At 29.6% G+C, this 19,239-nt stretch carries 25 protein-coding genes; 3 read left to right on the top strand and 22 right to left on the bottom strand.

Annotated elements, in window-relative coordinates:
- Positions 1-73: 73 nt before the first annotated feature.
- Both RR409_RS11115 and RR409_RS11110 read left to right on the top strand, forming a co-directional pair.
- Positions 74-301: a DUF1659 domain-containing protein gene (locus tag RR409_RS11115; protein WP_332557825.1), complete on the top strand. Its 228-nt coding sequence runs from the start codon at positions 74-76 to the stop codon at positions 299-301.
- 64 nt (positions 302-365) lie between these two features.
- Entirely contained in the window at positions 366-584 is a 219-nt protein-coding gene (locus RR409_RS11110; RefSeq protein ID WP_332557824.1) for a DUF2922 domain-containing protein, read from the top strand.
- A gap of 1,020 nt (positions 585-1,604) precedes the next feature.
- Here RR409_RS11110 and RR409_RS11105 read toward each other — a convergent pair.
- The 8 genes from RR409_RS11105 to RR409_RS11070 all read right to left on the bottom strand — a co-directional run bounded on the left by RR409_RS11105 (position 1,605) and on the right by RR409_RS11070 (position 9,761).
- Positions 1,605-2,339: a hypothetical protein gene (locus RR409_RS11105; protein WP_332557823.1), complete on the bottom strand. Its 735-nt coding sequence runs from the start codon at positions 2,337-2,339 to the stop codon at positions 1,605-1,607.
- Between the two features lie 735 nt (positions 2,340-3,074).
- Entirely contained in the window at positions 3,075-4,562 is a 1,488-nt protein-coding gene (locus tag RR409_RS11100; RefSeq protein ID WP_332557822.1) for a hypothetical protein, read from the bottom strand.
- A 254-nt stretch (positions 4,563-4,816) separates the two neighbouring features.
- The gene (locus RR409_RS11095) at positions 4,817-5,347 is read right to left on the bottom strand and encodes a hypothetical protein (protein WP_332557821.1); all 531 of its coding nucleotides are present in this window, start codon (positions 5,345-5,347) and stop codon (positions 4,817-4,819) included.
- 73 nt (positions 5,348-5,420) lie between these two features.
- Positions 5,421-5,807, bottom strand: coding sequence for a hypothetical protein (locus RR409_RS11090; RefSeq protein ID WP_332557820.1), 387 nt, complete (start codon positions 5,805-5,807; stop codon positions 5,421-5,423).
- A 244-nt stretch (positions 5,808-6,051) separates the two neighbouring features.
- A complete protein-coding gene (locus RR409_RS11085) occupies positions 6,052-6,327 on the bottom strand; it encodes a nucleotide modification associated domain-containing protein (protein WP_332557819.1) in 276 nt (91 codons plus the stop codon).
- Positions 6,328-6,671: 344 nt separating this feature from the next.
- A complete protein-coding gene (locus RR409_RS11080; protein WP_332557818.1) occupies positions 6,672-7,235 on the bottom strand; it encodes a GNAT family N-acetyltransferase in 564 nt (187 codons plus the stop codon).
- A 468-nt stretch (positions 7,236-7,703) separates the two neighbouring features.
- Positions 7,704-8,717, bottom strand: a complete 1,014-nt coding sequence (locus RR409_RS11075) for an aminoglycoside phosphotransferase family protein (RefSeq protein WP_332557817.1) — start codon at positions 8,715-8,717, stop codon at positions 7,704-7,706.
- 300 nt (positions 8,718-9,017) lie between these two features.
- Positions 9,018-9,761, bottom strand: a complete 744-nt coding sequence (locus RR409_RS11070) for an alpha/beta hydrolase (RefSeq protein ID WP_332557816.1) — start codon at positions 9,759-9,761, stop codon at positions 9,018-9,020.
- A 399-nt stretch (positions 9,762-10,160) separates the two neighbouring features.
- On the opposite strand from RR409_RS11070, the gene RR409_RS11065 reads away from it, so the two are divergent.
- Positions 10,161-10,451, top strand: a complete 291-nt coding sequence (locus tag RR409_RS11065; protein WP_332557815.1) for a hypothetical protein — start codon at positions 10,161-10,163, stop codon at positions 10,449-10,451.
- A 120-nt stretch (positions 10,452-10,571) separates the two neighbouring features.
- Here the strand turns inward: RR409_RS11065 and RR409_RS11060 are convergent, their stop codons facing one another.
- The 14 genes from RR409_RS11060 to RR409_RS10995 form a co-directional block, all read right to left on the bottom strand.
- Positions 10,572-10,820 carry a hypothetical protein gene (locus tag RR409_RS11060; RefSeq protein ID WP_332557814.1) on the bottom strand — a complete coding sequence of 83 codons (249 nt, stop codon included), beginning with the start codon at positions 10,818-10,820 and terminating at the stop codon, positions 10,572-10,574.
- Positions 10,821-10,881: 61 nt separating this feature from the next.
- Positions 10,882-11,163 (bottom strand): hypothetical protein, encoded by a 282-nt coding sequence (locus tag RR409_RS11055; protein WP_332557813.1) that lies wholly within the window; start codon positions 11,161-11,163, stop codon positions 10,882-10,884.
- A gap of 99 nt (positions 11,164-11,262) precedes the next feature.
- Positions 11,263-11,394, bottom strand: a complete 132-nt coding sequence (locus RR409_RS11050; RefSeq protein WP_332557812.1) for a hypothetical protein — start codon at positions 11,392-11,394, stop codon at positions 11,263-11,265.
- Between the two features lie 81 nt (positions 11,395-11,475).
- Positions 11,476-12,507: a DUF5700 domain-containing putative Zn-dependent protease gene (locus RR409_RS11045; RefSeq protein ID WP_332557811.1), complete on the bottom strand. Its 1,032-nt coding sequence runs from the start codon at positions 12,505-12,507 to the stop codon at positions 11,476-11,478.
- A 56-nt stretch (positions 12,508-12,563) separates the two neighbouring features.
- Positions 12,564-12,794 carry a hypothetical protein gene (locus tag RR409_RS11040; RefSeq protein ID WP_332557810.1) on the bottom strand — a complete coding sequence of 77 codons (231 nt, stop codon included), beginning with the start codon at positions 12,792-12,794 and terminating at the stop codon, positions 12,564-12,566.
- A gap of 49 nt (positions 12,795-12,843) precedes the next feature.
- Positions 12,844-13,518, bottom strand: a complete 675-nt coding sequence (locus RR409_RS11035) for a hypothetical protein (RefSeq protein ID WP_332557809.1) — start codon at positions 13,516-13,518, stop codon at positions 12,844-12,846.
- Positions 13,519-13,814: 296 nt separating this feature from the next.
- Positions 13,815-14,612 (bottom strand): hypothetical protein, encoded by a 798-nt coding sequence (locus tag RR409_RS11030; protein ID WP_332557808.1) that lies wholly within the window; start codon positions 14,610-14,612, stop codon positions 13,815-13,817.
- A 362-nt stretch (positions 14,613-14,974) separates the two neighbouring features.
- Positions 14,975-15,538, bottom strand: a complete 564-nt coding sequence (locus RR409_RS11025; protein ID WP_332557807.1) for a hypothetical protein — start codon at positions 15,536-15,538, stop codon at positions 14,975-14,977.
- On the bottom strand, positions 15,531-15,977 hold the full coding sequence (locus RR409_RS11020) for a DUF5643 domain-containing protein (protein WP_332557806.1): 447 nt from the start codon (positions 15,975-15,977) through the stop codon (positions 15,531-15,533). Before RR409_RS11020 ends, RR409_RS11025 begins: the two co-directional genes overlap by 8 nt.
- Before the next feature lie 112 nt (positions 15,978-16,089).
- Positions 16,090-16,629: a hypothetical protein gene (locus RR409_RS11015; RefSeq protein ID WP_332557805.1), complete on the bottom strand. Its 540-nt coding sequence runs from the start codon at positions 16,627-16,629 to the stop codon at positions 16,090-16,092.
- 406 nt (positions 16,630-17,035) lie between these two features.
- Positions 17,036-17,479, bottom strand: a complete 444-nt coding sequence (locus RR409_RS11010) for a hypothetical protein (RefSeq protein WP_332557804.1) — start codon at positions 17,477-17,479, stop codon at positions 17,036-17,038.
- A 114-nt stretch (positions 17,480-17,593) separates the two neighbouring features.
- Positions 17,594-18,112: a hypothetical protein gene (locus RR409_RS11005; protein ID WP_332557803.1), complete on the bottom strand. Its 519-nt coding sequence runs from the start codon at positions 18,110-18,112 to the stop codon at positions 17,594-17,596.
- Positions 18,113-18,267: 155 nt separating this feature from the next.
- Positions 18,268-18,894 carry a hypothetical protein gene (locus tag RR409_RS11000; RefSeq protein WP_332557802.1) on the bottom strand — a complete coding sequence of 209 codons (627 nt, stop codon included), beginning with the start codon at positions 18,892-18,894 and terminating at the stop codon, positions 18,268-18,270.
- A 54-nt stretch (positions 18,895-18,948) separates the two neighbouring features.
- Positions 18,949-19,170 carry a hypothetical protein gene (locus RR409_RS10995; RefSeq protein ID WP_332557801.1) on the bottom strand — a complete coding sequence of 74 codons (222 nt, stop codon included), beginning with the start codon at positions 19,168-19,170 and terminating at the stop codon, positions 18,949-18,951.
- Positions 19,171-19,239 lie beyond the last annotated feature (69 nt).

Below are 19,239 nucleotides of genomic sequence, written 5' to 3'. Positions count from 1 at the left end.
ACAATTTGTTAACAAGATGCATCCTAAATAATTCACTCCAAAGCATATTTACTATATGAAAGGAGTTGATAGTATGGCAATCAGTTCAGTAAAAAACTCAACAGCATTAGTAATAACTTATAAAATTGGGGTGAACCAAGAGGGTAAGGATGTGTTTGTATCCCAAAAGTTTTCTAAGATTAATAATGATGCTACAATTGAGCAACTTCATACTGTTGGAACTGCAATGGAAAGTCTTTTAGATTACACTTTAGATGATCTAAGAAAGATTGATGATTTCAGCATAGTAGAAGTAGCTTAGCTAATTTAGAAAGCTGCAAATATCCACTGAATTTTAAATTAAATAATAAAAAGGAGGTATTAATATGGTAAAGGATTTGGTTATGACATTTTCAGATATAGTTGGTGAAAAATCCAACTTGATACTTAAAAATGTAAAGGAAGTTATAACTCAAGAAGAAGTTACTGGTCTTATGGATACAATCATAGCATCACAGTTATTCTATGGAAAGAATAGTGTACTTCAAAAGAAAGAATATGCAACTTTAGTTGAAACAACTAAAACTAAATATGAAGATCTTTAATATAGAGAGGTGCTTTGGCACCTCTTTTTATATGTTTGGAATTTTTTTAATGTATTAATTAGTTTATTATATTGATTCTATACTACCGTTATTTTAATTATAGAAAATCTTTAGTATGCTACCATCGGTATTTTTCCTAGGGGTGGGTGGGCGGCAAGAAAAATATCGAGGAGGAGCTATGGATGTCCTTAAAATATTATACATCTTATATTTATTGAAGGAATAACACTGTAAAGAAATGTGAAATCTATAATACCAAAGATTAACTATAATCTCTTGGGGAGTCTATGCAATTAAAGATTTTAGACAAGCTTTTGAACTGATTTTAATTGTATCCTTAAGATTAGGTGGCTTCAGTTGAACTGCTTGTCTAAAATTTCCTTATGGATTATCAAAGTATGTTTATCCATTCCTGGAATGCAGCACAGCAAAAAGAAAGGAATGGGTATATATACTTTGATTTCTCCAACTGGAGTAACTATGATAAGTTTATGTTCTATTAGATTTTAAGATGAAGTTTAAAAGAAGATGGAGTTTGCAAAGCCTTTTTTATTTTTAAGAAAATGCTTATATCAAAGGCTTAAATAAATTAAGAGACTATTTTGGATTAATACTTGAAGGTGGTGAAAGCTTTAATCCAAAATAGTCTACAGATTAGCTGAGTTTAAATTTTATGACGAATACAATGAAAGCCACTGAGAAAGGTGCACCAGAGCTTAGCTCCTTTGATACTTTTATTTAGTGACTGTGTGTAACTTTACAAAAATAAGTAAGTTAATTAATTTTTATCTTTCATTGGAATTTCTAGCATTTCTAATTACTTTTGGACTGAACATTCCTTTGAATCCAATTCTCTTATGCAATAACTTTTGTGTCACTCGATATCAAAGTTTATTTTCTGAAAAACCTTCTATCAAATAAAAGCAAGGGATATCCTCGCTTTTATTTGGTATTCTACATATTTATTATACTTTTGCCAACTTAGTATTGTTAGTAATCTTTTACTTTAAACCTATTCATCTAAAAATCAGTTGATAGTTCTGGAATCTCATCTCTTCTCTTTAAAAAATCAAGATTTAAGAAGAACATGGCTGTTAATACTGTGAAGTACGCTCCTACAAGGTCTATCAATGTATTTGTAAAGATTCCAATGATTTCAGGCAAGAATCCTGAAATAAAGCCAAGGATAAAGCCTATGATTATGTTTATAATGTTGAATAAAAACAATACTCCAAAGACCTTCCACCATTGTCCTTTTACAAGTGACTTACTGTAGTTTAAGGCTTTTTTACCGCCAAGATTTCTGATTGCAACTACATATATAAAAAATGAATAATACACTGACCAGATAACCCCTGGAACAATTAATAATAAAGTCATGCCTAGAATTATTAACCCGGCTAAGATGCTTGTTCCAATGGAACTGCCCCATCGTGAAAAAGCTCTACTTAACCCCTCACGCCAATTTGCTTCTTCAAACTCCTGCTCAAATGTGCCTTTTTCAACTAAAAATATTATACCAATAGTGGCAATTGTCCCCCATAGGGTTTCAATTATGTTAATAATATCCGTATAAGAATCAAAGTCTTCTGCAATTATAGCTGAGCCTGAAATAAAATATAACAAGATATTTGCTGGAATATAGATTAAAAGAATTATAGGTAAAATATTGTTGAAATGCTTAGTATAAAACTTCCAAGCAGCTGAAAAAAATTCACTGATGCTAAGCTCCCTTTCATAAATTTGTCTAAACAAATTTCACACCCCTTTTTTGTATATTGCACTTTTATTCCTCAGTTAATTTAATAACCTTGTTTATTCATTATAACAACTTATTTATAGCGATAATAGTAGATTATTTTCCCATAAGAATCAGATTCATGAGCAACTGCTCTTCAAAACTACAGTAAGAACATTAAATCCATAATACAACCACTGTATATAGCAATAGAGTTTAAATAAACTGCTTATTGTAATTTACAATAAGCAGGATGGATACATCACATATTTTTAATCTTTTAAAGGTCACATTCGCTTACGAATTTATAGTACGTTGTAAAGTATTTGTAAAGAAAATTTTTAAAAGTATCTTATAATTACACTATTTGCTTTTAAAAGAAGAATTTCTTTTTATTGTATACATTTAATTCTTTCTTCTTTTTAAATATTTTAAATTTTAAAAGACTGAACTAATCATGTAACCGTGATTTATATAAACTTATATGATTAACATCTTAGAAAGTATTTTATTTCATGTACCACCATATTCCATCTAACCATACTATAGCTTGAAATATTCCCCCAAAATTAGTGAAAGCTATAGTTTTAAATTGACTACAGATTAGCTGAGTTTAAATTTTATGACGAATGTAATAAAAGCCATTGAGAAAAGTACCCAAAGCTTTACACTTGGATACTTTTGCCCAATGGTTTTATATCATCTTAGTTTATTAACTTTAATTAAATTTCTTTAGAATTTCTCTTGTCTGTCTATTTGATCCAAGCACCACTTGCATCTAATTTATAACCACCAATTGTTGTACTCTTAGCCATTTGTCCACTTCCGTAAAGATAGTACCACTTACCACTAGATTGTACCCATCCAGTTCTCATAGCTCCACTTCCATCTAGTAGATACCATTGTCCATTTAGTAATAGCCAACCTGCATGCATTTGGCCATTGTTAGCAAAATAGTACCACTTACCACCATTTTGCACCCAACCAATTTTTCTTTCACCTGAGCTATTTAATAAATACCACTTGCCACCATTTTGAAGCCAGCCTGTTTTCATAGCACCGCTTCCATCCATAAAGTACCACTTGTTGTTATCATTAACCCAGCCAGTTTGCATTTGTCCAAAATTATTCATATAATACCACTTGCCACCATTAGCTAACCAACCACGGTGTTGTGTTAATCCTATAGCGATATTACCATTATAAAAATACCAAGTTCCATTAATATTATTCCAACCTGCCTTAACATCCTTAACAAGCTCAAGTTTAGCATTTTTTAATAGTGGGGATACCTGATTTCCATCGTTTAAATACTCTGTATAGTTCCCAGCACCATCCTCTACGTAGACTCCAAGTACTTTCCAAGTTCCATAATCTAACCCCTCATTAAAATATAATGTTGCTAAAAATTCACCATTATTTAAGTCAGAAGGAGCTAACTCCATAGCATAATTTTGTTTTGTAACTGGAGATTGAAACACCACAATAACCTTGCTAACTTGCAGATTATCTCTTACTTTAGCTCTGACCTCAAACTCTTCATTATGAAAGAGAACTGTGTCACTGATATAAAAGTTATCCATCACTGGGGATACATTATCATTTTCCACTTCGAAATTGCCAAATTCTAATACTGGAAACTCACCAGAATAGCCACTTGTAATAGGGCCTCCATCAGCCTTTCTAAACACTAGTAAATTTACCAACCAGTCCCCTATTAAATTTGTGTCGCCACCAACTTTTAGCTCTCCTTGAAACTTATTCTCTGACACCTTTTTTAACATTATATGTTCACGGAAACCACCTGGTTTTATATAGATAAGCTCCAGTTTATCAACTTCTCCCTCAGGAGCAGCAATTTCTATCTCTATTTTTAAAGTATCTCCTAAACTTACTACATTTTTATCAAGACTTATATTAACTACATCATAAGTTTTTTGTTCATTATTAGTCACTTCTTTAACTTCTGTTTCCCCTGTATTACTTGACCCTGTTCCCTCTTGTACCGTTCCTTGTTCTATGTCATTAGAAGTATCTGCTTGTACTTCTTCTGTTTGCTCTTCAGTGTTGGTAACGTTTTCTTGTTGGCCTTCTGTTTCTGGATTTTCTACTACCGCTTCTGAAGTTGAGGTGATTTCAGTGTTCTCTGTTGATGCACTTACCTTATAACTAGGTATTGTTGCTAGTGAAGCAGTGATGGAAAGAGATAATAATAAAGCTGTTATTTTTTTAGATTGCACGATGGTTCCCCCTAATTTTAAACTTTTGTTACGAATCTACGTAAATTTTATCAGGGGTAAAAATAACTTTCAATGTAATGATTTTTCCAATATTGTATATATGATGAAATCTGTGTATCTTCTTCATACAGTTATTGCAACTCCATATCATCAATGATTTTCAAATAACAGCCCTCCCAAAATTACTATTAAGTACATAATGCTAATGAATAGTATATTGCACTTGTGACGGGATTTAAGAAGATTGCGAATTACTATTCATATAACTTTTTCATTTCCTTATCGTAGATTACTAATTTAGAGTATAATATTGGTTTCTCATTTTTTTCGTTTTTATACGTGATTATTGTTCCTTTGCCAGTAACTATTTCTTTCGCTACGCCTCCATCTGAAAAAGTCACATCTATTTCTTTTGCTCTTTGTAATATGTCGGCATCATTAATAATAACTGTAACAAAAGGTATTTTCCCAGAAGCAACTCCACCTAAAAAAATTGGGCTTTCTTTTGGGTCACTAATTCCTTTTACCCAAGAACTATATAATTTGTTATTTTGGTCTTTATACAAAATGTAATGTCCGCTTTCTTGTCCATTTTCAAATAGAACAATAGTAAAATCACTTGTTTCTTTAATTGATAGTGCATTTATATAGTTTTTAGAAATGAATTCGCTTACTTGTGATTTAGATGGAGCAGAATACTTTAAGCTCGACTCTTCACTAATACATGAAGTAAGCAGCCCTACTAAGATTAGCAAAAATAAGCAAATAACATTTTTTTTATTCATTTTAACCCTCCCAGATTATATTTTTGGGTTTGTATTAATTTACTCTTGCGACACATCTTTAGCAGATTGCGAATTACTTTTTATTTTTAATATATTCATCTATAAGCTTGATATCGTTAATGTCCTTCTCTCTTCCAAGTTCTGATTTTTGCTTTTTAATACTTTCTAGACTACCTACGGGTAATCCATCTATGAATTCAATTTCATCTACAAACCAGTTTTCCAGCATTTCAATTTTGTCGCTTACTTCTACTATTTTTGTGTCATCATCAGCTACTATATATTTACAACCTTTTCTTAAATATTGTTCAACTAAATTTGTTGTACATCCCAAATCAATATCTCTTGTAGTTTCTTTAACTCCATGAATCACCAATGCAGCACCAGAGGTTATCCAATATTCACCCAAAGGCAAATTCATATCCCTAAGTATTTTAATTATGTCCTTTTTATGTAACATAACTTTCCTCCTAGTTATGCAAATTTTAACTTAACTTATTCGCCATATATGACAACTATGTCTTAACTTATAAGAAAAGCGTATAACTATTACCACTTTATTACATTGATTTACCATATATTTAAGCTAACTTTTATTTGAATTGTGATATAAAAAATACCACATATTATCGTTGAATAATATGGTATTATGAATAAACTATTTAAAATTTATTGATTTCATGATTTTTGAGTATTGTTGATTATTACTCTTTATCTCTATTTTCTATTTCAATAATAGTCATGATAGAGTAATTGGCTAAATCTAATAGCGTGTCTATAATGCTCTCGTCTTTTACTTCAGCAGCCTGCTTAATTAATTGCTTATATCTTCGCAATTTATCTTCTAATCTAATTGCAGGCATAATAAGACCATACTCTTGATATCCCTCGCTAAAACTATCTCCATAATCTTTATTCTTTGCGGTATATATCTTATTTAATTCTTCACATATTTCCTTATGTCGTTCAATTTTTTCCATATAAAATACTCCTTTCGTTTGATTCGTCATTTTTTACTAGTTCACTTTAGACTAATCCCATACTTATTCTAATAAATTTATTTTACCATATTATTACTGTAATAATATACCTGTAACTTTCTATTCATATTAGAAAAACCAAAAGACAATCTAAAGCTAAGACTTGAACACAGTGAAAGCTTTAGCTTTAAATTGTCTAACGATTAGTTAAATTTTAATTTAAGGATATGTTCAAGAAAAGTGGTGATAATGATATATATTTTAGGGAATTTTTGAATTATTTCCCTATATTTATCTCTTAAAATTTTGTGTTATTAGATGAAGTATATATAAGCCATTATATATTATTTTCTTTTTATAAAATAATCACTATAAGGAAAGGTGTTGTTCTCTAATTTGTCAAAACTATTATTCTCCAAGGCTACAACTCTTTCTTCATCGTCTTTTGTTGCTTTAATGATGATGTTTTTAATATCAAAATCTGTATAGAAATTATCAGAAACCATTCTTAAAATTTCAGATAAAACTATTTTATTTTCAAGGGATGAAATGATGTCTATTCTTAATATACCAGTCTGACAAGCACCGTCCCAAAATCTTGTTGTATTAGGAATAGGTGCTATTTCGATAGTTCCTACTATCTTATTTGTCTGCTTATCATTAATACTCCATCTGATATAAAATCTATCGTCAAATTCTTGCTCCCATCCCTTAATACCCTTTACTACAGCGTCAATATTCCGTGTATCCCATACACCGCCACAATTATCATTATTCATTCGGTTTTTAGTAATGGGATCAGAATAGCACTCAAATAAGTCTATTGAGTCTTCCTCTTTAACTTTTGTAAATATTAAGTTATTGGTTTCATAAACTGGACACTTATCAAATGGATTAATATTACTCATTATTGGATACCCCCATCTTTATATATAACTTTCATATAATTATATAGCATATTTTTTTATAATTTCAAATATTTAGCACAATTACACGTAAATTGCTTCTCTAACTTTAAAATCCTTTAATTTTCAATCAATATGAGATGTATGAGATTAGACCTATAGGTTTTTGCTCTTTATAGTATCTTTCTTTGATTTATTTTATTTACTTTGATTAAAGGCCTTTAATTTTTATGTCTATAAAATGTTATAGAGTCACTTAATTAGAGAATTTCATAATATTTTTACATCTCGGACTCAAAACGTTTCTTAACCTAGCCAAATTTTCTTGGTTAAGGAATGTGGTTTGCCTTCGTCTTAGTATTCACCACAGTTCACCAAATTGGACTTGGGTGTAGTATTACTTTACGTTTCTGGTCTTTTGTTTTCTATGGCAGATTAACCCTATTTTGACTAACTCTCTTACCGTTGTAATTAAATATCACTATATAGCCACTTTTCTAATTCAAAAATCATATCGGCATAACGTCTAATGGCGTTTATTGTTTCTGTTACTTGAACAGTACCAATTTGCTGTTCCGCTTCATCTGTACATTCAATCCATAAAGATCGCTTCAAATTATATTCTAGCCAGCCTAATTTGCTTGAAAAACCATTTTCTAACACCATTCTCCAGTTTGCTTTTAGTGTTCCATATTTCTTTTTATATCCATTTATAAAGGTCAAAAATCTTTCTTTGTCAATGTCTCCAAGTTTATTTTCAGACCAATAAATAGCTGTTTCTATTAATTCCTGCATAGGATTTGTATAGCCTGCTGACTCCCAATCAATAATAATTGGATTGTTTTGATTCCACATAACATTTTTAGAATCTAAATCCCTGTGTCCAATAACCATATCTAATGCAAGATGTGTCGCAGCATCATTTGCCTGAACATTCCAGTCATAAAGCTTATCAATGATTTCAAGCAGAAGTTTAAACCACACTGTATTATTTTCTCGCCCCTTTTGCAAATAGTAATTCCAATCTGTTAACTGTTCATTATCTGACCAATGATTAATTATTCCTAACTTTGAAAAATCCATCCTATGTAGATCCGCTAAAATAGCACCTATTTTTTCACAATGAACTATAGTAGTCTCATTAGGCCTCAGACTTTCACCATCTATCCAATCAAACACAAGATAAAATTGCTTGTCTATTTCTTGTACAGAAGTGCCATTAAATTTCTTTGCTGGAAGAGCAGGTATATTGTTAAATGCAATATTGGCAATTCGTTCTGAATCGATAAAATGCTGCATTGCCACAGGCCTAAGCATTATCTGAGGGTTTAATGCTTTAATTGCATATTTCCCTTGTGTGGTTTCAATAGCATACATTCTGTGTAAAAACCCTCCCGATATCGCTTCAGGCACACCTACTAGCTCACCAAGTTTCAAAGTATTGCATAATTTGCTAAATTGAAAGTTATACAGTATTTCACTCATTTTTTTACCCTCTTAAAGTTTTATATGAATTATATAAAACTTCAATTTCTCACCTTATACTATCATTTTTGCTTATTTTTTATATTATTTTTAATAAATCTACTAACTGCGTAAACTTAAACTTCTATAGCCCTAAAATTTCAAACAACACTATGTTTACTAAACGAATGTCGTAAGCTTCACCTTTATTTTATAAATCCATATGTTGTTTATATCACTTATGTATTTTACCTATCATAAAAATTTACGTCTGAATAATGAGGTGTTTTAAAAAATTATTGATCTTTTCTACTACTCAACCTATTTACTAATTCCACTAACTATCTCTTTGATTGAATCAATTACTACCTGTGGCTTATCCTTCTGTATATAATGACTGCAATCCTCAACAATAATGTGCCTGCTATAATCTGATAATGTTACTAAGTCTCTTTGATAGTTTAACCAGGTTTCTTGTGTAATTGCAGCAGATTCTTCACCTTTATGGTCAGCAGTTAGGATAATTATTGGTATATCTCTTAATGCATCCTTTTTTCTTAGTTTCTTTACTTGATTACCACTGGCTAATAATTCATCGAAAGTTTGCTCTTCATCAATCAATTGGCTTTTCACAATTTCTATTTCTTTTGAAGAAGAACGTTTCACCCTATCTTCAAATTGATTTTCATGTGAACAATCAACAAATATAATACCGTATACATCTTCTGGATATGTACCTGCGAATAATCTTGCATTATAGCCTCCGATTGAATGAGCCACTATAATGTATGGTGCTTTAACATTTGCCCCATTTAAAACAGTATGTAACTCATGAACTTGGTCTAAGCTAGTTCTTGATAAGTCAGCTTTATCACTATTTCCAAGGCCTAATCTATCATAAGAAAATGTTCTTGTTTGTTTTGAAATTTCATCTTGTATAACCTTCCAGTCATCATGAGTACAACCTAGACCTGATTCAAATACCACAGTTGCCTCACCTTCTCCATAACAACTTGTATATACCTTCAGTGATTTCTCTTTTTCTATTTCTATTTCTATAAACATTGAATCCCCCTTTATACATTTTATCCATGTTGTGCATTAGTATCAATTTATACATATCATTAAGTAGCCAAAGATTTTTGTTGAGACTTTTAAATTCATTAGTTAAGAAGTACCTCGTTCTTATTTACCTTTTGGGACATAAAATAAGAAAGATACGACCTAACTTATATCAAGTATACTCTCATTTTTTAACTCTATAATTTCAATACTTTTCCTTCACTCTTTAAGACAGGCATCCATGTGGCATGTCTCTCCTGTTACTATGCAGATATTTTATTATTTTACTTTACCACTCTTCCACTTTATCTTTTTTTGCAATAAATAAGTAGGTTTTTTATAATTTTAAAAGCAAGAATTGAGACAGTAGCTATTAGTACAAGTGAAAGAAATACAAGCAATATGATTGGATTGAAAACTCTTGGAATTATATTAAATGTCCATAAAAAAACAAAAATTAGAAAAGCTGAAAATGCAACTATAATAATTGCAGCTTGTTTAGGCGAGAGTCTATTCCAAGCACCCAAAATACCAATTAAAGATGCAATGCTGGTGAATGCAAATAAAGGGGGATTACTCATATCCATAAATCCCATAAATCTTAATGCGAACAATAGAAGAAGAATAATTAAAACTACTATAGACAGTAATCCGTATTTTTTTCTCAATATAACCACTCCAATTTTTAATTAACTTTAATTTATGTCCATCTTATACCTTGATAATATAAAAATATTCATCACTCATTAAAGGTTTTAATATATTGTCGTAAGTTTAGAAAGTTGTGAAATATATACTTTATAAGTTTTCAAATTATTCAATGCTAATTAATACCTCAATTATTCCGAAAACTAATTGTACAATAAACCCAATTGCAATTAATATATTTGCTGTCTTAAGTTTGTCTAAAGTTTTCTTATTAACTATTTCTGTGTCATCATGATTCTTCAGCTTTTTTAACCTTTCCATAACCTTTATTGTCAATCCCCAAAGTATTATACAAGAAGTAAGTACCCTTAGTATTGGTGATATAACAGGAAATTCTCTTAATATATCCCTCAAATTCATTCCCCCTATACATTAGTTCGTAACATTTTACTGTTCTGTCACTTTGCAATCTATTTTAATTGGCTATTCTTATTAAAATATATCCTAAAGATATAAGTAAGAAAGGTACATATTTTATTAGGTATACATGATTTTTAATCGAGTTATTATTGTGTTCTTTATTCAAAATAAATTTATTAAATGACAAAAACAAAACTAAAAATATTAAATTTTTTAAAAAATAGTCAGTTACTTTTGAACCCAGAAAAGCAACAATACCGTAAAAACAAAGAGCTAACAATAGATTCCAAATGATGAGTAAAGTTTTTACTGCATTTTCCATTAATTTTTCAAACATGAACTCTCCACCTTTTTAATCTATTCCCTTCACTCTTAAGATACACATTTATCCAAGTATTGTCTTGTTCAAAGGACCTATTAGTAAATATTATATTGATTAAACCGAACCTACATCTTTAATTTGATTTTCAACAAAATGAATTAGAAACACATTGAACAATTCATCTTCATAAAGAAAGTTCAATATTTTTGTTTTCAATTCATCATTTATCATTAAAACACGTTTCATTAATTTTCCCATCTTTAATTCCCTATAATTTACTGTTTCATATTTTTTTACACTAGAGACACAACTTAAGAAGAGTACGAATTAAATTTTAAATTGCCCGTATCCAATTTTATCTAAACATTTATTAAATATTACAGGAAAACTTTCTGGATTCCTTAATGTTTCAAAAACCGAATTTTCCCCAAAACAGTCGTGTATTACTCCCCAAATATCATTTCCAAAACTGTATAACCTAAAATGTTTTAGTTTTGGAATTTGACTTTTATCCTGCTCTTCAGTATATGGATTCATCCAATATTCCCGTACATGCTTGTCTAATTCATCAACAGATTTAATATTTTTATTTCTTATATCACTTATAGTTTTTCTAAAATGTGCCATTGTATCATAGAAATCATTATTTAGATACTTCCATGTAAAGCCATCCAAACCCTTATTTTTCGCACTATTGTATATACTCTTTGATAATACACCTTCAGCATTGTTACAATACTTTACCGCCAGTCCTTCTCCAGAAAAATAGAGATAAAATAATGCTTCAATAGATATGTGTTCTAAATCAATTTGTTCATGAATTGCATTTATCCCAACATGATGTACTTCGTGAGCAATAGTTGAACAGAAATCATTAATAGATTTATCTCTTGCTAATTGCAAAAAATCAAAATGTGTACCATTTTGATAAGCATATCCAAAACTTTGTCCTATACCAATCGTAAAAATAAAATTTATATCTGGAAGTATAATATCATCTGGCAATCCTCTTAATGCAACTGAAATTTGTTCTTCAAATAGATTTGGTGTTAATGCTCTTTCTAATTCATGAAACTTTTCTACATATAAATCCAGATTATTTATTAAATCTTTATAGTACATGTGGTGAATCTTTAAATCATTATTTGTAATATCGGTTTCATTTATATTGTTTAACTGAAATAAGTAATCAACATACTCATCCTTTGATATTCTGCCTTTATAACGTTCAAATTCAAATTTATAATCTTCATGGTCTATTAGGTTCTCTATATCTATTTTTTTAACATCTCCATTTATAAGACTTTTGCAAAGTTCAAGCATATTATTTATACTTGAAAATCGAATTGAAAAACCCATAATACTTCCCCCCATTTATTTCGCATTAATTTACTATTTCGTACTAAACTACCGAGTTAATTATCCCTTTTTAGGAATCCAACAATGCAAAAACTTAACCCAATTATAGAAATTAAATCATCCATACCATACTCAATTGCCCCTTTAAAAACCGAGTTTGAAAAAACTATCAATGCTATACCAAATAACATAATCTTTACAGTTGTAGTCCTCACCTTTGATAAAATACCAGCTACTATAAGTGAAATAACAATTAAATAAAATAAAATCTGTATAAAACTTGACATAGTATACATTTTATCTCCCCAAAAAGTTTAAGCAATACTGACTTAGTTCTTACATTTCTATACTATTCTTTTTATTTGTTCTGCATTCAAAATAAATAGCGTTTCCACTAACTAAAGTTACAAGCACATACCATAAATTAAAGAACGCAAGTTCAACCTTAGACTTTGCATATTCCCCTGAATTTTTACTAAAATATTTTGAAACAATCTCTTGTTTTATATTTTTACCATTTTCATCATATAAGGCAAAATCTAAAAAGGAAAATTCTCCAGTAGGATCACTTATAGGTAATATATAATAATTTTCCTTTGAGATATCTGCTACAAAGTTTTTTTCCTTTGCAGCAATAAACTCTACTGATTTAATCTTATTATCATAATTTTTACCAGCAAAAATCTTATAATTATCTTTATTTGTATCAATAAATCCAATTAAAAAAGAATTGCCGTTGATATTATTCGTAGAGACAAGTAAACATCTCCCATTAAATCCTTTATTAAATGTTGCATATCCCATTCCATCGCTATATGTATATAAAGCTAATATTTTATTGTCTATTATTTTCACATTTTGTACAGTTATATCTTTCTCTGGTTCAAAATCTTGTATTTCCATTTCTAAACTTACTCTGTCTACCCTTATTGGATACTGTACATAATATAGTCCAAGTAATATGATTAAAGTAATAAATATAATAAGCATAATCTTATAAACTTTTCTCACATTTCTACCTCCTTACTCCCTTGGTATTCTCAGAACTTAATATTCCATTATAGTTTAACTAAATAAAATTCAATACTTGTTGTCCTCTAGGAATTAATAGTAGAATAGGTTGTCCAATTAAGCGCGTTTTTATAAAACCTATAGTTTTTATAACGTCTATTAAAAGCAAAAACTAAAACCAACATCAGGATAATCAGTGTAATAATTTTCTTTTCCTTGCCTAGTTTTAATTTATCTATCAAAAATTACGCTCCTATATGACACACTAAGGAAGATGGTGTAGCAATCTACCTTTGTTATATTGGGTTAAACATTCTAAAATATAGTTCCTTTAAGTTATATTTCAAACTTTTATCCTTCTCTATTAATAAATCTATATATTTACTTCCTATTTCATAAAAACATACCCTATCAAAAGATGGGCGTAAGTTATCGGAATGTTTACTGATACCTAACCTATGTCTCACTAAATTTTCAATATATCTTGCAAATCCCTCTTTCCATTCCTGCCATATCATATATTCATAATCAATTTCCTTTAAGCATTCCTTAATCTCCTTATAATAATTTGAAACACTTAAGTAGTCCCTTAAGTTAAGGTAATTTCTTAACTCTATTGTTTTCTGTATAAAAATAGAATTCTCATAAGGAAAAGGATGAGTTATTTCCCACATAAAATTATTGCTTTCTTTTGATTTTTTTTCGATTTCCAAGATTTTTCTTATTTCACTCTCACTGGTTTCCCATTGAAAACAGTGTACAAATTCATGAAAAATAAAAGCATACCCCTCTAGACTATCAAATACGTCCTCTGTCACTATTGCAGATGCTTTCATATTATAAAACTCCAATGGGAAAGCTGCTAAAATTTTCTTCCCAAAATGCATTGGTGTTGGATATTCTAATTTAAATTCATATTTTTCACCAGTGGAATCCAAGTCAAAAATAAAGAAAACATCATCTTTAACAATTGCTACTGGATAAAGCTTTGCTAATGAATCATCAATGTCATTTAGTTGTTTCTGCAATTCATTAATCTTCCTTAATGAAATTATTTGATTTTCTATAAATTGCTTTTTTTCTTCTTTATGCACTTATATTCCCCCAATTTTGCCCTATTTAGATTCTAATAATATATCGTTCCCTATATGAACCACTGGTTCATATTATTTTACAGGTATGTCCCAAAGTAATAATAAAGGCACTCCTATCAAATATATATTTCTACAATTTTACTTGTAAAGTATATTTATTTTCTAATTATTTTTGGTTGTCAAACTTCTATTTATAATATCTATTAATTTCCTTTTGAGAGTAACTTTATCTTCGAATAAAGCTTCTACATCATTAGGAACTTGATGCTCTATTTTCATGACATATAATGTACTTTCCTTGAGAAGCTTTCAAAACCAAATAACATCCTTTATCAGGAAGCTTAGGCCCACTCGTTGAAATATTAATAGTAAAAAGCCTGCTCTTTGTAGATAGTTTCTCCGTTTTTATTTAAACCTTTTAAATATATTGGTTTGTAGTTATCTTCACCTTGTGTCCAATGAAAAATAAATAATCTATTTTCATCTAAAGCATATTTGAATACATTTTCCTCATTCTCATCTACTAACAGTATTGTAGTTATTTCAGAATCCTCTACGTATCCATAGATCTTCGTTATAGATACACCTTTTTTATTAGTTGAACCGCTCCAAGTGAATGACACTTGCTTGGAATAATCAATAGGATACCCAGCTACCTGATTGCCAGGATACCATTTAATTACTCCTTTTTTTACTGTATTTGCTGAAAACCAGTCCTTATATCTGCATAAGTATATTTTTTCTCCATCCAAGTCTATGGTTTTTATTATCTTAGAAGGACCATAATGATAAGTTCTCTCTGACTGTTCATGAGCTTTTACTGGAGAGAAGCTCCCATAGGATAAAATAGAAAACTTAAGTGATACCACTATGAGTACTATGGCTACAATCCACTCTATAATACCTCTATACTTCTCTCTAATCATCATTAATTTCACCATCTTTCTTAAGAGAAATTGTTAATTCACCTTTCCTATCATACCAATCAAGTTTCAGAGTTATTTGTTTTGAATCTTTATTTATCCTATCAAGCTTAATTAAACCTTCTTGTCCCCATGATTTGCCTGAGGAACCCCCTCCTATACTCTGATATTCCCTACCGCTATCATCAGATATCTTTAAAGCACCTTCTGAAAAAGACCACCCTTGTTCAAACCTGAGTAAAACGTATCTTATAAAGGTTTCATCCTGAGTATTAATTATTCTCTTAATATATAAAGTATCATTATCTATTTTCATACTTTTTCCTACTTCAATCACTTGTGCTTCCTTAGACTTAACTAATCCCTTAAGCTCTTCGCTATAGTACTTACTTTCTGGTAAACTAAGGAACCCACTAAAAGCCAGTAAGAGTAAACAAATCATTATTATTGCTCTTCTTAACTTTTTTATTTAAATCACTCCCCCATTAATTAATATTTTAATGCGTCTTAATTACTGTTATGCCACAACATAGAAAGATTGTAATCAAAAGGTTTTATTGAAAATAATCTTTTAAATAGTAAACTTCTTTGTTCTTACCAGTTAAAACATTAGTCCATGTAATTTCAACTTTATAATCTTTAAAGAAATCTTTTAATTTCTCATCAGTAATACCATCGGAATAAACATCAATTCCATCAAAAAATTTATTGTTACTACTTGAAAAATGACTTCCTAGATGTTTAAATTCATTAGTTTCATTATTAAAATACTGTATTTCATCTAAATATTCATTAAGAGTGACTTTTTCAATTTTTACATTTTTTATGAATAAAATTGGTTTTGTTACCTTCATATTTATAGATATAAACCTGCAGTTATCCCGAGTCTTCTTTTCTAAAGGAACTTTGCTATTCTTAACAAATGCATCATAGCCCTTATCTGTTATATCTTGTATTTGTGTTGTAATGTATACATTTGGGGTTACAAATGTTGCCATGTAAATAATAGATAATAATAAAGCAATAATTATAACAGTTAATCTTTTATTTTTCATAATATTGTTCATAAACTTTCTAAAAGATATCATATTCACTACAGTAACCCTACCCTTTCTATGAAAACATGTTGATTCATGTTTTTCAGATTTTGTCACAATAAATTACTAGTTTGACCTTAAGTAAATCCTCAGTATTTCCCCATTAATACTATTTTACCATATAATTACTGCAATAATATACCTATAACTTCCATTTACCTGAGCTTCAAGCAGTAATAAAAGACAATTTCCAGCTAATACTTGAACATAGTGAAAGCTTTAGCTAGAAATTGCCTACCGATTAGTTGTTTTTAAATTCTAAGACGAACGTAATAAAAGCCACTGAGAAAATTCATCCAGAGCTGCAGCTCCTTGGGGAATTTTCTTAGTGGCTCAGTTTTTAACTAAATTAATTAAAGAACAAATATTGAAGTTGGTAATTAATTCTCTTCATAATAAAGTATTACTGTGGTGTTTTCCAAGTAGGATTTACTGATTTTATAAAATTGTCAATATCTTTAGTACTTAATTCACCTTTAACTATATCGTAGTATGTTTCATCAATCTGTAGCGGATTGGTAAATGTAATTCTCATTAACTTTTTCTCTCCATTATAGAAATTTGCCATGTGTATCCAACCAACAAAATCCTCATGTTTCTTCTCTTTCTTTATAACATACTTATCTAAAAGTCCCAGAAACTCGCTTATTTTCTGCTTATCATCAATAGTAAATGGCTTATTTATGCCCCCTCTGCCATCTGAAAATGTTATTTTTGTTATTTCATTATACTTAATAATTGCAACTTCATTTATTTTTTGTTCCTTGTACTCTGATCCAGTGCATCCAATTAATAGAGAAGTTAAAAACACAAGTGAAATAAGTGTTAGTGATAGCTTTTTCAACATAGTACCCCTCCCACATTAATTTGTTTTACTTTACTCTTAGGACACAACTTAAGAAGATTCCGAACTAATCTACCTAAGCATTTCTCTATTTTCTTCACCAGTTTATATTTATTTTTAAATGCAATCGTATTCGCCTGTTTCTATTTTTTTTAGTAAGAATGGTGTTATATATACTTTTCTGATAAATTTCTTGCCATCATACATTGGATTTTGTGCTTTTACTCCAACTTCCGTATAAATAGCTAACTTTTTAACAAATCTCATAAGTGATGAATATTTTTTATCTAATATTTCATCTATATGAATAAATTCTTCACTATTGTTCCAAAATCCAGTTGAAACCCATAGACGAGAGTTTGAAATTTCCTTTTTCCTTTCATTAATATAAGAAAAACCAGACTCTACCAATGGACTTCTTAATAAATCTATGTAGCCATTTTCTTTAACTATAGGTTGCCCTAATTCTTCCAAGTAAAAGTACATTCCATGTTGTGAAAATGTTACTTCTTCAAAGCAACAACATATTCTTGAATTATTTTGTCCTTCTATTACCTTGAAACCAAAATCAAATGCTTTTTTAACAAGTAATTTATATGATTCTAATTCCATATAATACTCAATCTGTTTTCCCATAATAAACCTCGAATCAATTTTTATTTCGCGTTAAATTACAATTATGTATCTTTATTAAACGCGGAAGTCATAATTTTTGCCAATTTTACATATTCTCCATGATATATATTTTTATACGAAATCTTATTATTCATTTTTTATTCCATCCATGTTGTCTATATTTCCAGCAGCAAGTACTTAAATGTACCATTTCTTGCATCAGATAAGGTACTGAAAGTATCCCATTTTAATATGTAACCGCTATTTAACTCAATTGATTTTTCCCTATTTTTTATTGTTCCTTCACTGGGGCTGCCTATCCAAGACAAAATACCACTATTATTACTGCCATCATGAATTCTGAAAAAGTCGCAGACAGTTTCTTTATTACTTCTAGGATTAACCCAGTAGGACGGATCGTTAGATAACATAATTACAAAGCCTTTCTCATAATTATCAATGGTTTGTTTTAATTGCTCTATACGGGAAACATCAACCCAGAAATCATATCTTCCTAAATCTTGAGCACCATGGTTTTTAAGATTAAAATACTCCCCACCAATTTCTGTATTCATCTTCAAAGTCTTATATTTTAGTTCAATTGGAAAAAACTTACCTTCTAATTCAACAAGAATATCAAGATGCATATTAGGAAATTTTGCTGGACAATATTCTAACCGTATATTTGCTTTTGGATATAATTTCTGTATCTCCCATGCCAATGCAAATTGGAAGTCAGCCTCTGAATGGAATAGGCTTCTACTATTCTTTAATAAACTTATTAGATTATGTAGATTTATCATATTATTAAGCACCTCTCTTCCTTATAGATACCATCATCTTTTACAAATTTTAATTTACAGCCCAAATGTCGTATTTTCGTATACTGTTATACCAAGAATCTTTATTTCAATCCCTGTATCGTAACCATCTACTGCTCTAAGCGCATGATAATCTGTTATGCTGTACAAGACTGCTTGATATTTAACAGTTCCACCGTCTTTAAAGCGTAATGGAATTGGAAACAGCAAAATCAAAGCTATAATAATAATGGCTGTTCTGATTAGCTTTTTCTTCATCATCTTCCTCCCTCAAACTACTATCTATCTGTTTCAACTCATGTTACACACTTTTTTTCAGTTATGCAT

The organism is Clostridium sp., assembly GCF_036642255.1.
In the GTDB taxonomy this organism is placed as follows: Bacteria; Bacillota; Clostridia; order Clostridiales; family Clostridiaceae; genus Clostridium_J.
Note: the sequence above shows the minus strand (reverse complement) of the source record. Positions and strands in the feature narration are given on the sequence as shown.

Excerpts from the sequence above, each read along its gene's own strand:
- RR409_RS11095 (WP_332557821.1), bottom strand. The coding sequence starts at position 5,347 with ATGAATAAAAAAAATGTTATTTGCTTATTTTTGCTAATCTTAGTAGGG.
- RR409_RS11070 (WP_332557816.1), bottom strand. The coding sequence starts at position 9,761 with ATGTTTATAGAAATAGAAATAGAAAAAGAGAAATCACTGAAGGTATAT.
- RR409_RS11040 (WP_332557810.1), bottom strand. The coding sequence starts at position 12,794 with ATGTCAAGTTTTATACAGATTTTATTTTATTTAATTGTTATTTCACTT.
- RR409_RS10995 (WP_332557801.1), bottom strand. The coding sequence starts at position 19,170 with ATGAAGAAAAAGCTAATCAGAACAGCCATTATTATTATAGCTTTGATT.
- RR409_RS11110 (WP_332557824.1), top strand. The coding sequence starts at position 366 with ATGGTAAAGGATTTGGTTATGACATTTTCAGATATAGTTGGTGAAAAA.
- RR409_RS11020 (WP_332557806.1), bottom strand. The coding sequence starts at position 15,977 with ATGATTTGTTTACTCTTACTGGCTTTTAGTGGGTTCCTTAGTTTACCA.
- RR409_RS11085 (WP_332557819.1), bottom strand. The coding sequence starts at position 6,327 with ATGGAAAAAATTGAACGACATAAGGAAATATGTGAAGAATTAAATAAG.
- RR409_RS11090 (WP_332557820.1), bottom strand. The coding sequence starts at position 5,807 with ATGTTACATAAAAAGGACATAATTAAAATACTTAGGGATATGAATTTG.
- RR409_RS11065 (WP_332557815.1), top strand. The coding sequence starts at position 10,161 with ATGATTGGATTGAAAACTCTTGGAATTATATTAAATGTCCATAAAAAA.
- RR409_RS11000 (WP_332557802.1), bottom strand. The coding sequence starts at position 18,894 with ATGATAAATCTACATAATCTAATAAGTTTATTAAAGAATAGTAGAAGC.
- RR409_RS11045 (WP_332557811.1), bottom strand. The coding sequence starts at position 12,507 with ATGGGTTTTTCAATTCGATTTTCAAGTATAAATAATATGCTTGAACTT.
- RR409_RS11005 (WP_332557803.1), bottom strand. The coding sequence starts at position 18,112 with ATGGGAAAACAGATTGAGTATTATATGGAATTAGAATCATATAAATTA.
- RR409_RS11010 (WP_332557804.1), bottom strand. The coding sequence starts at position 17,479 with ATGTTGAAAAAGCTATCACTAACACTTATTTCACTTGTGTTTTTAACT.
- RR409_RS11055 (WP_332557813.1), bottom strand. The coding sequence starts at position 11,163 with ATGTTTGAAAAATTAATGGAAAATGCAGTAAAAACTTTACTCATCATT.
- RR409_RS11115 (WP_332557825.1), top strand. The coding sequence starts at position 74 with ATGGCAATCAGTTCAGTAAAAAACTCAACAGCATTAGTAATAACTTAT.
- RR409_RS11080 (WP_332557818.1), bottom strand. The coding sequence starts at position 7,235 with ATGAGTAATATTAATCCATTTGATAAGTGTCCAGTTTATGAAACCAAT.
- RR409_RS11075 (WP_332557817.1), bottom strand. The coding sequence starts at position 8,717 with ATGAGTGAAATACTGTATAACTTTCAATTTAGCAAATTATGCAATACT.
- RR409_RS11050 (WP_332557812.1), bottom strand. The coding sequence starts at position 11,394 with ATGAAACGTGTTTTAATGATAAATGATGAATTGAAAACAAAAATATTG.
- RR409_RS11025 (WP_332557807.1), bottom strand. The coding sequence starts at position 15,538 with ATGATTAGAGAGAAGTATAGAGGTATTATAGAGTGGATTGTAGCCATA.